Source organism: Mesorhizobium sp. B2-3-10 (assembly GCF_006442275.1).
GTDB classification, from domain to species: Bacteria; Pseudomonadota; Alphaproteobacteria; order Rhizobiales; family Rhizobiaceae; genus Mesorhizobium; species Mesorhizobium australicum.
Window position 1 is genome coordinate 152,053 of record NZ_VFVT01000012.1, and the last position, 13,079, is coordinate 165,131.

The window sequence follows — 13,079 nt, forward strand, 5'->3', positions numbered from 1 at the left end:
TTGGGTATGACGCGCAAGCAGAAACGATTGTCGGTCATCGCGGGCGGATTGGTTTTTCTGGGTGCCGCCACCGGGCTGACCTTCTATGCGCTTGGCCAGAAGGCGTCCTATTTCTACATGCCGGCCGATCTGACCACCGCCAGCGTTCAGCCGGGCCAGCGCATCAGGCTCGGCGGTTTGGTCGAAAAAGGCACCATCCAGCGCGGCCAGGGCGCAACGGTTGCCTTTTCGGTCACCGACACCCACAAATCGGTCAAGGTGACTTATACCGGCATCTTGCCCGACCTTTTCCGCGAAGAGCAGGGTGTCATCACCGAGGGTACCTTCGGCCCCGACGGCGTCTTTGTCGCCGACAGCGTTCTGGCCAAGCACGACGAGCGCTATATGCCCAAGGAAGTAGCCGACGGCCTGAAGGCCAAGGGCGTCTGGCAGGAGAGCAAGAGTGAGTGACTCTGGCGGAAGAGCAAGTGTGAGCCGCGCGAATGGTTGAAACCGGACATTTCGCCTTGGTTCTGGCGTTCGCGCTTTCACTGGTGCAGACGATCGTGCCGCTGTTTGGCGCGAGGCTGAACAACCAGCGCCTGATGGCGGTCGGCGGTCCGGTCGCGGTGACCGGTTTCGCGTTGACGGCGCTGTCCTTCGCGGCCCTTGCGAGCGCCTATGCAAGCTCTGATTTTTCCCTGGCGAACGTCTGGGAGAACTCGCATTCGCTGCAGCCGCTGATCTACAAGATCACTGGAACCTGGGGCAATCACGAAGGTTCGATGCTGCTCTGGGTGCTGATCCTGACCTTCTTCGGCGCGCTTGTCGCCGCTTTCGGCTCCAACTTGCCGGCGACGCTGCGCGCCAATGTGCTCGCCGTGCAGGGCGCTATTGGCGCTGCCTTCTTCCTGTTCATCCTGGTGACCTCCAATCCTTTCATCCGGCTCAATCCTGCGCCCATCGAAGGCCGCGATCTCAACCCGATCCTGCAGGATCTTGGCCTCGCCATTCACCCGCCGATGCTCTATCTCGGTTATGTCGGCTTCTCGATCTGCTTTTCCTTCTCGGTCGCCGCCCTCATCGAGGGTCGCATCGATGCCTCCTGGGCGCGCTGGGTGCGGCCATGGACGCTGGTCGCCTGGATGTTCCTGACCGGCGGCATCGCCATGGGATCGTACTGGGCCTATTACGAACTCGGCTGGGGCGGTTTCTGGTTCTGGGATCCGGTCGAGAACGCTTCCTTCATGCCGTGGCTGGCGGGCACCGCGCTGCTGCATTCGGCCATCGTCATGGAAAAGCGCTCGGCGTTGAAGATCTGGACGCTGTTGCTCGCCATCCTCACCTTCTCGCTGTCGCTGCTAGGCACCTTCCTGGTGCGTTCGGGCGTCCTGACTTCCGTCCATGCCTTTGCCACCGATCCGACGCGCGGCGTCTTTATCCTGTGCATCCTGACGCTGTTCATCGGTGGCTCGCTGGCGCTGTTTGCGCTGCGCGCCTCGAAGCTGACGGCAGGCGGTCTGTTTCACCCGGTTTCGCGCGAAGGCGCGCTCGTCCTCAACAATCTGTTCCTGACCACGGCGACCGCCACGGTGCTCGTCGGCACGCTCTATCCGCTGGCGGTCGAGGCTTTTTCGGCCGACAAGATTTCGGTCGGAGCGCCGTTCTTCAACCTTACCTTCGCGCCGCTGATGGTGCCGCTGCTCGTGATGGTTCCCTTTGGGCCGCTGCTGGCCTGGAAGCGCGGCGATGTCTTCGGCGTTGCGCAGCGGCTGATGGCCGCGTTCGCGGCCGCACTTCTTGCGACACTGGTTACGGTCCTGTTCATCGACGGCGCTTCGGTGCTTGCCGCGCTTGGCGTCGGCCTCGGCGTCTGGCTGATCCTTGGCGCGCTGACCGACCTCGCCACCAAGGCGGGGGTCGGCAATGTCGCCGCGCCGACAATGGTCAGGCGTCTGGTTGGTTTGCCACGCTCGGTCTTCGGGACTGCTTTCGCGCATCTTGGCCTCGGCCTGACCGTGCTCGGCATTGTTGGCACGCTCTGCTTCGGGACGGAGAAGATCCTGTCCATGCATGCTGGTGAAACCGTCGAAATCTCCGGCCGCACGGTGCGGTTCGTCGGGCTCTATCCTGCGCAGGGACCGAACTACAGCGAGGATCGCGGGCGTTTCGAGCTGATCGGCGTCAGCGGCAGCCCTGTCGGCGAAGTCAGCTCCGCCAAGCGCTTCTATCGGGTGCGGCAGATGACGACGACGGAGTCCGGCATCAAGACTCTTGGCCTTTCCCAGCTCTACATTTCGCTCGGCGACGAGGGCAAGGACGGCTCGGTCGTGGTGCGTCTGTGGTGGAAGCCGCTGGTAACGCTGATCTGGGGCGGCGGCTTGGTGATGATGGCGGGTGCGGCGATGTCGCTGATGGACAGGCGCCTGCGGGTCGGCGCGCCTTCGCGCCGTCGCAAGCAGGCGGTGGCGCCGGCGGGCATGCCATGAGGGCAAGGCTTTCGGTGACGTCGATAGTCCTGTTGCTGGCATTGTTCTTCGCCGGAACGGCAATGGCGGTGAAGCCCGACGAGATGCTGGCCGACCCGGCACTCGAGGCGCGGGCGCGGGCGCTGTCGGAAGGCCTGCGCTGCATGGTCTGCCAGAACCAGTCGATCGACGAATCCGACGCGGACCTTGCCAGGGACCTGCGTATCCTGGTGCGACAACGCCTTGTCGCGGGCGATACCGACCGGCAGGTGATGGATTATGTGGTTTCGCGTTACGGCGAGTTCGTGCTGCTGAAGCCACGCTTCGATCTGCGCAACGCGCTGCTGTGGGGCACGCCGGTTCTCCTGCTTCTGGCCGGGGGCGTGTTTATAGTGCTCAGTGCGCGGTCGCGCCGGCTTCCGGCAACGGCAGCGCTCTCGGTCGAAGAGCAGGCCGCACTGGACGCGATCCTCCGCCGCGACTGACGGCTGCCGTCGCCCGCCAACATTACCAAAGTTTCATGTGCCGGAAATGGCGTCGTAATGTGCGCTTCCCTAATTCTCGTTCCTTGAGGATGCCGATCAAGGCGCGTCCGCTTGAAAGAGGATAAGAGATCCATGAATATTGCCCCCGATTCATATTTTCGCACCCGCAAGCGTCTTCTGGCTGCTGCCGCGTCTATCGCGGTCGCCGGTGCGATCGGCGTTGGCGCGCTGACCAGCGGAACCAGCCCCGTTCTCGCTGACGCCGTGCGCGTCGAGGCCCCGCAGGTTCCGAGCTTCGCCGATGTCGTGGAGCGTGTGTCGCCGGCCGTGGTCAGCGTCAAGGTCAAGGCCAAGATCCAGCCGACCGCCGATGATGGCTCCGACGATCAGGACGGCCTCGACAATCTTCCCAACAATCCGCAGCTGCGTCGTTTCTTTAAGGAATTCCGCGGCTTTGGCGACCAGGGCGGCCAGAACGACGAAGGTCATCGTCGCTTCGGACATCGCGACCGCAACAATGGCGAGCCGCGCCCGGTAGCGCAGGGCTCCGGCTTCTTCATCTCCGAAGACGGTTACCTCGTCACCAACAACCACGTCGTCGAAGAGGGCACCGCCTTCACCGTTGTGACCAATGACGGCAAGGAACTCGATGCCAAGCTGGTTGGCACCGATCCGCGCACCGATCTCGCCGTGCTCAAGGTCGATGGTGGCGGCAAGTTCACCTATGTCGACTTCGCCGACGATTCCAAGGTTCGTGTCGGTGACTGGGTCGTGGCTGTCGGCAATCCGTTCGGCCTCGGCGGCACCGTCACCGCCGGCATCGTCTCGGCGCGCGGCCGCGATATCGGCGCCGGCCCCTATGACGATTTCCTCCAGATCGACGCCTCGGTCAACCGCGGCAATTCAGGCGGCCCGACCTTCAACCTCAACGGCCAGGTGGTCGGCATCAACACCGCCATCTTCTCGCCTTCCGGCGGCAGCGTCGGCATCGCCTTCGACATTCCGGCCTCGACCGCCAAGCAGGTCGTCGGGGACCTGATGAAGAGCGGTGCGGTGCAGCGCGGCTGGCTGGGCGTCGAAATCCAGCCGGTCACCTCCGACATCGCCGAGTCGCTCGGCCTGAAGTCCAACAATGGCGCCTTGGTTTCGAGCGCCCAGGACGATGGCCCCGGCAAGAAGGCCGGCATATCAGCCGGCGACGTGATCACCCAGGTCGACGGCAAGGACGTTGCGTCGCCGAAGGAGCTCGCCCGCCTGATCGGCGCCTATTCGCCCGGCAAGTCTGTTGATGTCACGGTCTGGCGCGACGGCAAGAGCCAGACGGTCAAGGTCGATCTCGGCAAACTGCCGGCGAGCGACAAGCAGGCCTCGAACGACCAGCAACAGCAGCCTGCCGCTCCGGCAAAGCCTGACACGCTGGCCGATCTCGGTCTCACCGTCACCAAGTCTGAAAACGGCAAGGGTCTGGTGGTGACAGACGTCGACCCCGACAGCGCCGCCGCCGATCGCGGCATCCAGCCGGGCGACGTCATCACCGCGGTCAACTCGGCGGAGGTCAATGGCACCGAAGACGTCACCAAGGCCATGGCCGATGCGGTCAAATCCGGACGCAAGGCGGTGCTGATGCAGATCACCCGTGACGACAACAACCGCTTCGTCGCGGTGCCGGTGGCCAAGGGCTGAGACGACTTTTCCAATGCGGCGGTTTCAACACCCCCGAGTCGCCGCATGGGGAAAGTAAGAAGGAGAGCCCGTTAGTCAGTCATCGCGCTCTCCTTCAGCGGCAGCGGGCTTCCCATCGCCCGCTGCCGCGCCCGCATCTGGCTGCCCACTCAGGCCCTCGTGCCCGATGCCGGTTGGTCCCGGGTTGCAGGTAACGACATGACCGGGAACTGGCATGTTCGGCCTAACGACGCCACGGAACAAAGATTTTATCGCGTACGCTCTCGATCGTCTTGATCGCGATGCGCTTTGGCAAAGGCTAAAATGCAGATGCCGGCTACTCAACCTTCAAGCGAAATCGCGTATAACGGCCCTATGAAGATTCTCGTCATAGAAGATGATCGCGAGGCTGCGGATTATCTGCAGAAAGCCTTCACCGAAGCCGGTCATACCGCGCATGTTGCGGGTGACGGCGAGACCGGCTTCGCGCTTGCCGATGCGGGTGACTACGATGTGATGGTCATCGATCGGATGATGCCGCGCCGCGACGGCCTGTCGGTTATTGCCGCCCTCCGCTCCAGGGGCAACACGACGCCGGTGCTCATCCTTTCGGCGCTGGGCGAAGTCGATGACCGGGTCACCGGCCTGCGCGCCGGCGGTGACGATTACCTGACCAAGCCCTATGCCTTTTCCGAACTTCTGGCTCGTGTCGAGGTGCTCAACCGACGCGCCAGCGCCAAGGAGGCCGAGACCGTCTACCGGGTTGGCGATCTTGAACTCGACAGGCTATCGCATTCTGTCCGCCGGGCGGGCCGTGAGATCACGCTCCAGCCACGCGAATTCCGCCTGCTCGAATATCTCATGCGCCATGCCGGCCAGGTTGTGACGCGCACGATGCTGCTCGAAAATGTCTGGGACTATCATTTCGATCCGCAGACCAATGTCATCGACGTCCACGTCTCCCGGCTGCGCGGCAAGATCGAAAAGGGCTTCGACAAGCCGATCCTGCATACCGTTCGCGGCGCCGGCTACATGCTGAAGGGCGGCTAGGCGGCGGCATGGCGCTTTCCGTGCCCGCCATCATGAAGACGACGGCCGCGCGGCTTTCGGCGCTCTATCTCTTGCTCTTCGCGCTCTGCGCGGTGCTGCTCGTCCTCTATATGACTTCGCTCTCGGCGCGCATGCTGACCGGGCAGACGCAGGAGACCATCAACGACGAGGTGCTCGGCCTTGCCCGCGCCTATCAGCGCGGTGGCCTTCCGGTATTGGTCCGCGTGGTCGAGGCCCGCTCGCGGCAGCCCGGCGCCAATCTCTATCTGATCGCCGATGCCAACGGCCAGATCCTGACCGGTAACGTGCAGAGCCTCGAGCCGGGCGTTCTCGAAAACGAAGGCTGGACCACCAGCCCTTTTTCCTATCAGCGCTTTGGCGAGGGAGAACTCGACCGTCTACGCAATTTGCCTGCCGACAAGGGGACCGCACAGCCCGACCAGAGCGACACGCAAGCGCAGGGCGAGAAGGGCCACAACGCCATTGCCCTGGTGCTGCGGCTGCCGAACCAGATGATCATGCTGGTCGGCCGCGATCTCGGGGAACCAGAGCGGTTCCGTGCCGTCATCCGCCGTTCGCTGATGCTGGCGCTCGGCATGATGGCCCTGGGTGGCATCCTGATCTGGTTCTTTGTCGGCCGCGCGGCGCTGAAGCGTATCGATGGCGTATCGGAGGCAAGCCGGCGCATCATGGGCGGGGATCTCTCCGGCCGGCTGCCGGTAACCGGCGCCGGCGACGAGTTCGATCGGCTTTCGGAAAACCTCAACGCCATGCTGGCCAGGATCGCCACGCTCAACGAAGGCCTCAAGCAGGTTTCCGACAACATCGCGCATGACCTCAAGACGCCGCTGACCCGGCTGCGCAACCGGGCCGAAGCGACGCTTTCCGGCAAGCAGAAGACATCGGACTATCGACAGGCGCTGGAAGGCACCATCGCCGAGTCCGACCAGTTGATAAAGACCTTCAACGCCATCCTGATGATCTCCCGCCTGGAGGCCGGATACTCTTCCGAGCACACCAGCCGCGTCGATCTGGCGGCGGCCGTCCGTGATGTCGTCGAACTCTATGAGCCGGTGGCCGAGGAGGCTGGCGTTTCGCTGGACGCCGAGGTGAACGGTGCTTTTGTCGTCGACGGCAACCGCGAGCTGATCGGCCAGGCGCTCTCCAACATCGTCGACAATGCGATCAAGTACTCGACCGATTCGACGTCCAAGCCGGCGGTCCGTGTAAAGCTCGAACGCACGCATGGCGAGATCAGGCTTTCCGTCACGGACAATGGCCAGGGCATTCCCGACGACGCCGATCGCGCCCGGGCGACGGAGCGCTTCGTGCGGCTGGAGAAGAGCCGTTCGCAGCCTGGTTCCGGCCTTGGCCTCAGTCTCGCCAAGGCGGTCATGACATTCCATTACGGCCGGCTTGACCTGCTGCCTGGCAATCCAGGACTATCCGTGGTCATGAGTTTCCCGGCACGCGAGGATCACTGATGGCGGCCGTTGCCAAGCGGAGCAAGACAGACTGGCTGCTCAGCCTGGAAACCCCGCTTGTCCCGCTCGACGCGGTTCGGGCACGACAGGAGCTGGCCGAAATCGCGGACGCAGCGCGCGAAGAGGGGCTGACACGGGTGGCCAAATTCCTGGCCGGCAAAGGGAAGGCGCAGGATCTCCTCGCCGCTGTCTTCGACCTTTCGCCATTCCTGCGCGACACGGCGCGCCGCCGGCCGCAAATCCTGGACGGGCTGTTCGACCTGCCGATAGAGGCCCGTCTGAAGGCGATCACCGCCGCGATCGACAAGGCGCCGCTGGCCGAAACGGTCTCGGAATCCGGCCTGATGATGGCGCTGCGCCGGCATAAGGCAGAGGCGCATTTCCTGATCGCGCTCGCCGATCTTTCGGGCGAGGCCGAAACCTCGCTGACCGTAAGGCGGTTGAGCGATCTCGCCGACGCCTGCACCCGCGCGGCAGTCGATTTCCTGCTGCGTGACGCGCATGGCCAGGGCAAGCTCAAGCTGCCCGACCTCGACACCCCCTCGCATCGATCGGGCTGGATCCTGCTCGGCATGGGCAAGCTTGGCGCGCATGAGCTGAATTTCTCCTCCGACATCGACCTCGTCGTGTTCTTCGATCCGGAGGCACCCGCCGTGGTCGATCCTCTCGACGCCACCGACCTGTTCTCACGCCTGACGCGCCGGCTGGTTCGCATCCTGCAGGACCGCACCGAGCACGGCTATGTCTTCCGCACCGATCTGAGGTTGCGTCCCGATCCCGGCTCCACCCCGCTGGCTATCCCGGTTGAAGCCGCGCTTCGCTACTACGAAGCGCGTGGCCAGAACTGGGAGCGTGCCGCGATGATCAAGGCCCGCCCGGTGGCCGGCGATCTCGCCGCGGGCGATGCCTTCCTCAAGGAGCTCCAGCCCTATATCTGGCGCAAATACATGGATTACGCGGCGATTGCCGACGTCCATTCGATCAAGCGCCAGATTCATGCCCATAAGGGCCATGGCGAGATCGCGGTGAAGGGGCACAACGTCAAGCTCGGGCGCGGCGGCATCCGCGAGATCGAGTTCTTCGTCCAGACCCAGCAGCTCATCGCCGGCGGCCGCTTTCCGGAGCTGCGCGGCCGCGAAACCGTGCCGATGCTCGGTCAGCTCGCGGCCCGAGGCTGGATCACATCAGACGCAAGAGACGCACTCGCCCTCCAGTACTGGTTCCTGCGCCGGGTCGAACACGCCATCCAGATGGTGGCCGACGAGCAGATGCACACGCTGCCGGAAGACGATGAAGGGCTGGAGCGCATCGCCCACATGCTGGGCTTCGCCGACGCCGCCGCGTTCGCCGGGGCCTTCCGTGCCTCGCTGCAGCAGGTCGAGCGCCACTATGCGGCGCTGTTCGAAACCGCGCCCGAGCTTTCGGCCGGCATCGGCAACCTGGTCTTCACCGGTGACGTCGACGACCCGGACACGCTGCAGACCCTGCACGGCCTCGGCTTTCAGCGGCCGAGCGATATCTGCCGTGTCATCCGCGGCTGGCATTTCGGCCGCTATCGCGTCACCCAGTCGGCGGAGGCGCGCGAGCGGCTGACGGAACTGACGCCGGCACTGCTCAAGGCCTTTGGCCAGACGCGCCGGGCCGACGAGGCGCTGGTCCGTTTCGACGAGTTCCTCGCCGGCCTGCCGGCGGGCATCCAGTTGTTTTCGCTGCTGCAGTCGAATCCCGCACTGCTCAAGCTGATGGCGACGATCATGGGCGCGGCACCAAGGCTGGCGGCCATCATCACTCGCCGGCCGCATGTCTTCGACGGCTTGCTCGACCCGGCATTGCTGACCGAGCTGCCAGACCGCGCCTATCTCTCGGGGCGGCTTTCCGCCTTCCTCGAGGGCGACAGGGCCTATGAGGACGTGCTCGACCGCTTACGCATATTTGCTTCCGAACAGAAATTCCTCATCGGTGTGCGGCTGCTCGCGGGCTCGATCGACCCGGCCCGCGCCGGCCGCGCTTTCTCCGATCTTGCGGACCTGACCATTGCGGCGGCGTTGCAAGCGGTGATCGCCGAATTCGCGGTGCGCCACGGCACGATCGCCGGTGGCGTGGTTTCGCTGCTCGGCATGGGCAAGCTCGGCAGCCGCGAATTGACGGCCGGATCGGATGTCGATCTCATCCTGCTTTACGATCACGACGCGGACGCCGAGGACTCCGATGGTGAAAAGCCGCTGGCGCCGTCGCATTACTACACCCGCATGACGCAGCGGCTGATATCCGCGGTATCGGCGCCGACGGCGGAAGGGGTGCTTTATGAGCTCGACCTGCGTTTGCGGCCGTCCGGCAACAAGGGACCGGTCGCCACCCATATCGATGCCTTCAAGAAATACCAGCGCCAGGAAGCCTGGACCTGGGAACACATGGCGCTGTCGCGGGCGCGGCCGATTGCCGGCGACGCCGGCCTCTGCGCCGAGGTTGAAGCGGAGGTCGCCGCGCTGCTCGGCCAGCCACGCGACGCGGCGAAGGTGAAAACCGAAGCTTCCGACATGCGCGCCATGATCCAGCAGGAAAAACCGCCCCGCGACCTGTGGGACATCAAGCTCATACCGGGCGGTCTGATCGATCTCGAATTCATCGCCCAGGTGGCTGTCATCACTGGGCAGGTCGAGGCCGGGCCACGCGCCACCGGTACGGCCGAGATCCTGTCTCGTCTGACGCCCCGTTTCGCCAATGCCGTGATCCGGCAGGACCTTGGCGAGGCTTACTCCCTTTATCTGGCACTGACCCAGATGACGCGGCTGTGCCTCACCGGACCATTCGAACGTGACGACGTTCCGCCGGGGCTTTCGGATCTGCTTCTGGCGGTCACCGACCTGCCGGATTTCGGTGTGCTGGAAGCACATCTCAAGGAGACGTCGCAAAAGGTCAGGAAGGATTTCGACCTTCTGCTTCGTGCCGGAGGGTCGTGACCAACGACCGTTCGGCCGCATCGGGGGTGACGATGCAACAGGAGAAAACCATGAGAAAGACAACCAAGCTCGCACTTGCATACATCGCCCTGGCCGGAGCCGTCGGCGGCGCGGCCTATGCCGAGAACCTTGACAGCGCCAACGTGCGTGAGCGCACCATGATGCGGCTCGACAAGGCGATGAAGGACAATGACGGCAAAATCACCTTCGACCAGTTCTCCGATGTCATGGACGCGCGGCTCAAGAAGCTTGTCGCAGACAATGGCGGCAAGCTGACTGTCGCTCAACTCGCCGACGCGCTGGAGAAGGCGCGCTTCGAACGCATGGCCAGGCGCATCATCGCCCGTTACGACAGCAAGGGCGACGGCACGCTGACATCGGATGACATCATCGGCCGCGAAAAGAAGCTTTTCGCAATGCTCGACAAGAACAATGACGGCAAGATCGAGAAGGGCGAACTGCCGAAGGACGGGCGCGATGACCGTCAATGGGATGGCGAAGGCAACGAAGGCGGCGTGCAGTAAGATTGGTTGATGCGGGCTCCGACATCGCCAACCGGAGCCTGTCGCTCAGGCCGCGGCCTTGACCGCCGTTGGCGCCTTCTTCACGGGAATGCGCACCGATACGATCGTGCCGACACTTTCGGTCGAGCGGATCTTCAGTGCACCGCCTTGCAACTCGGCCAGCGAGCGCGAAATGGCAAGGCCAAGGCCGGAGCCGGCATGGTTCTTGGAAAACTGGTTCTGCACCTGCTCGAAGGGGCGCCCCAGCTTGCCGAGGGCTTCCTTCGGGATACCGCAGCCATTGTCCTCGATCGTCAGCACCAGCGCGCCTGACGTGTTGCGGGCCCTGACCGATATGTGGCCGCCCTGGCCGGTGAATTTCACCGCGTTGGACAGGAGATTGATGACGATCTGCTTGATCGCCCGGCGATCGGCAAACAAAGTCAAGGCGTCGGCAATGCGCGTTTCCACGGTGATCGCCTTCTGCGCCGCCTGCAGAGAGACGACACGCACCGTCTCGCTGATCAGCGGACCGAGGTCGATCTGTTCCTGGTCCAGAGAGAACTGGCCGGCTTCGATCTTGGACATGTCGAGAATGTCGTTGATGACGCCGAGCAGATATTTGCCGCTGCTGTTGATGTCGGTGGCGTACTCCTCGTAGCGCTCCGAGCCCAACGGACCGAACAGCCTCTGTTCCATCAGTTCGGAGAAGCCGATGATGGCGTTGAGCGGTGTGCGCAGTTCATGCGACATGTTGGCCAGGAATTCGGATTTGGCCCGGTTCGCCGCTTCGGCGCGCTCGGTTTCCTTCATGTATTTGCGGTTGAGGTCGACCAGTTCGCGCGCCCGTTCCTCTTCGGCCCGGCGGGCGAGGCTGAGATCATGGATCGTCGCCATCAGCCGGCGTTCGCTGTCGACGAGTTTCTCCTGGTGCAATTTGATCTGGGTGATATCGGACCCGACCGAGACGATGCCACCGTCCCTGGTCCTGAGCTCGTTGACCTGCAGCCAGCGGCCGTCGGACAGCTGCCGCTCGAATGTGGCGCCGCCCTGCGGACCGTTGGTATTGGCGAGCCGGCGCTCCGAAGCGAAGGCCAGCATCCGCTCTTCCAGGGAAGCGCGCGTCACACCTGGCATCACGTCGCGATCCGAGAGCCCGTTGTCCTGCTGATATTTGGAATTGCACATGATCAAGTTCTGAGCCGAATCCCACAGCACGAAGGATTCATTGATGTTCTCGATCGCGGTCCTCAGGCGAAGATCGGCCGCTTCGGAGCGCAGCGCCAGATGGCGCTGCTCGGTGACGTCGACGGCGATGCCGATGAGCTGGATCTCCGGCGCTTCCGGGTCCATGACCTGGGCGCGGGCGCGCATCCACACCCACTGGCCATCGGCATGCCGCATCCGGAACACCTGGTCGATGTGGTCGATCTCGCGCGCGACGATCCTGTTGGCGAGTTCGAACAGGTCGCCATCCTCGGGATGGATGATCTCGTCGACCTCGCCGAAGGACAGCATCGTCTCGCAGGGCTCATAGCCGAGCATGTCGTACATCGAGCGTGACCAGTACATCTTGCCGCGCACCATGTCCCAGTCCCACAGGCCGCAGCGGCCGCGGACCAGCGCCATGTCGATACGCTGATGCGCTTCGACATAGATGCGGTCGGCTGCCTGCGCGCGCGCCGCCTGTCCGAAATAGGCATAGAGGATGATGATCAGCACGCCGGCCGTCAGCACAAACAGGGTGACGTTGAGCGAGACGGTCTTGCGCCACGTGTCGAAGACCGCCTCTTGGGGGACGAGCGCCGCCGCGGCTCCCTTCCTGTCCTTGCTCAGGCTGACCGCCGCGTACCAGTCCTGCCCGCCGATGTTGACCTCCATGACGCCGGCCCGGTCGCCGAACATGAACAGAGGTTGGCCGCCCTGGACGAGGCCGTCGAGCGAATGGCCTTGCCAGGGCACCGAACGCGGCGTCACCGCGGTGATCCTGAAGGCGCTGTCGGTAATGACTAGCACATGGCTGCGGCCCATGGCGCCCTGGCGGCTGGTGGTCTCCAGCAGGTCCTGCGTGGCGCCCGGCAGCGTGTCCGCTGTGGTGGCGAGCGAACTGGCGAGCTGCGCGGCGGCCAGCGTCAGGATAGCCTTGGCATCGCGCTCCACGTCGTCGCGCTCGTTCATCAGCGAGATTACACGCAGCGCCGCGATGACGAGCAGGAAGATGACGATGAGGGCCGGTATCGACCGGCGCAGCAGCGGTTCGGCCGCCAGAAGCCGCTTGTAGGCCGGTTCGGCAATGAGCCGCGTATTCCCGGCAAGGCCGTCGCCGCGCGTCTCGCGACGCGCAAAAACCATCCCACCGGGCGCGCCCCACGCGTCCGCCTTTGCCATAAATGGCACTCCCCGATTTCAGTATGTCGCATTTCTATGTGCTGGTGATCCGGCAACACCGCACTTCCGAATCGCCATTAAAGAATCAAAGGTGATTCGC

9 protein-coding genes are annotated in these 13,079 nt (G+C 64.0%); 8 read left to right on the plus strand and 1 reads right to left on the minus strand.

Features of this window, described 5'->3' with window-relative positions:
• The first annotated feature begins 6 nt into the window (after positions 1–6).
• The 8 genes from ccmE (at position 7) to FJ943_RS27850 (ending at position 10,612) form a co-directional block, all read left to right on the plus strand.
• Positions 7–450: a cytochrome c maturation protein CcmE gene (gene ccmE / locus FJ943_RS27815; RefSeq protein ID WP_015318623.1), complete on the plus strand. Its 444-nt coding sequence runs from the start codon at positions 7–9 to the stop codon at positions 448–450.
• Between the two features lie 32 nt (positions 451–482).
• Positions 483–2,468 carry a heme lyase CcmF/NrfE family subunit gene (locus tag FJ943_RS27820; protein ID WP_140718135.1) on the plus strand — a complete coding sequence of 662 codons (1,986 nt, stop codon included), beginning with the start codon at positions 483–485 and terminating at the stop codon, positions 2,466–2,468.
• Positions 2,465–2,932 (plus strand): cytochrome c-type biogenesis protein, encoded by a 468-nt coding sequence (locus FJ943_RS27825; protein ID WP_015318621.1) that lies wholly within the window; start codon positions 2,465–2,467, stop codon positions 2,930–2,932. The genes FJ943_RS27820 and FJ943_RS27825 overlap by 4 nt, the downstream gene beginning before the upstream one ends.
• Positions 2,933–3,064: 132 nt before the next feature.
• The gene (locus FJ943_RS27830; RefSeq protein WP_140618544.1) at positions 3,065–4,615 is read left to right on the plus strand and encodes a Do family serine endopeptidase; all 1,551 of its coding nucleotides are present in this window, start codon (positions 3,065–3,067) and stop codon (positions 4,613–4,615) included.
• A gap of 354 nt (positions 4,616–4,969) precedes the next feature.
• Positions 4,970–5,644 (plus strand): response regulator transcription factor, encoded by a 675-nt coding sequence (locus FJ943_RS27835; protein WP_041163488.1) that lies wholly within the window; start codon positions 4,970–4,972, stop codon positions 5,642–5,644.
• Positions 5,645–5,652: 8 nt separating this feature from the next.
• The gene (locus tag FJ943_RS27840) at positions 5,653–7,128 is read left to right on the plus strand and encodes an ATP-binding protein (RefSeq protein ID WP_140718131.1); all 1,476 of its coding nucleotides are present in this window, start codon (positions 5,653–5,655) and stop codon (positions 7,126–7,128) included.
• Complete coding sequence (locus FJ943_RS27845) at positions 7,128–10,088, plus strand: bifunctional [glutamine synthetase] adenylyltransferase/[glutamine synthetase]-adenylyl-L-tyrosine phosphorylase (RefSeq protein ID WP_140726693.1); 2,961 nt, start codon at positions 7,128–7,130, stop codon at positions 10,086–10,088. The genes FJ943_RS27840 and FJ943_RS27845 overlap by 1 nt, the downstream gene beginning before the upstream one ends.
• Positions 10,089–10,138: 50 nt before the next feature.
• Complete coding sequence (locus FJ943_RS27850; RefSeq protein ID WP_140726696.1) at positions 10,139–10,612, plus strand: hypothetical protein; 474 nt, start codon at positions 10,139–10,141, stop codon at positions 10,610–10,612.
• A 45-nt stretch (positions 10,613–10,657) separates the two neighbouring features.
• Here FJ943_RS27850 and FJ943_RS27855 read toward each other — a convergent pair whose 3' ends face one another.
• Positions 10,658–12,979 carry a PAS domain-containing sensor histidine kinase gene (locus FJ943_RS27855; protein ID WP_140726699.1) on the minus strand — a complete coding sequence of 774 codons (2,322 nt, stop codon included), beginning with the start codon at positions 12,977–12,979 and terminating at the stop codon, positions 10,658–10,660.
• Positions 12,980–13,079: the final 100 nt, after the last annotated feature.

Bases quoted from the DNA above. Each gene is read 5' to 3' on its own strand.
- ccmE (WP_015318623.1), top strand. From the start codon at position 7: ATGACGCGCAAGCAGAAACGATTGTCGGTCATCGCGGGCGGATTGGTT.
- FJ943_RS27820 (WP_140718135.1), top strand. From the start codon at position 483: ATGGTTGAAACCGGACATTTCGCCTTGGTTCTGGCGTTCGCGCTTTCA.
- FJ943_RS27825 (WP_015318621.1), top strand. From the start codon at position 2,465: ATGAGGGCAAGGCTTTCGGTGACGTCGATAGTCCTGTTGCTGGCATTG.
- FJ943_RS27830 (WP_140618544.1), top strand. From the start codon at position 3,065: ATGAATATTGCCCCCGATTCATATTTTCGCACCCGCAAGCGTCTTCTG.
- FJ943_RS27835 (WP_041163488.1), top strand. From the start codon at position 4,970: ATGAAGATTCTCGTCATAGAAGATGATCGCGAGGCTGCGGATTATCTG.
- FJ943_RS27840 (WP_140718131.1), top strand. From the start codon at position 5,653: ATGGCGCTTTCCGTGCCCGCCATCATGAAGACGACGGCCGCGCGGCTT.
- FJ943_RS27845 (WP_140726693.1), top strand. From the start codon at position 7,128: ATGGCGGCCGTTGCCAAGCGGAGCAAGACAGACTGGCTGCTCAGCCTG.
- FJ943_RS27850 (WP_140726696.1), top strand. From the start codon at position 10,139: ATGAGAAAGACAACCAAGCTCGCACTTGCATACATCGCCCTGGCCGGA.
- FJ943_RS27855 (WP_140726699.1), bottom strand. From the start codon at position 12,979: ATGGCAAAGGCGGACGCGTGGGGCGCGCCCGGTGGGATGGTTTTTGCG.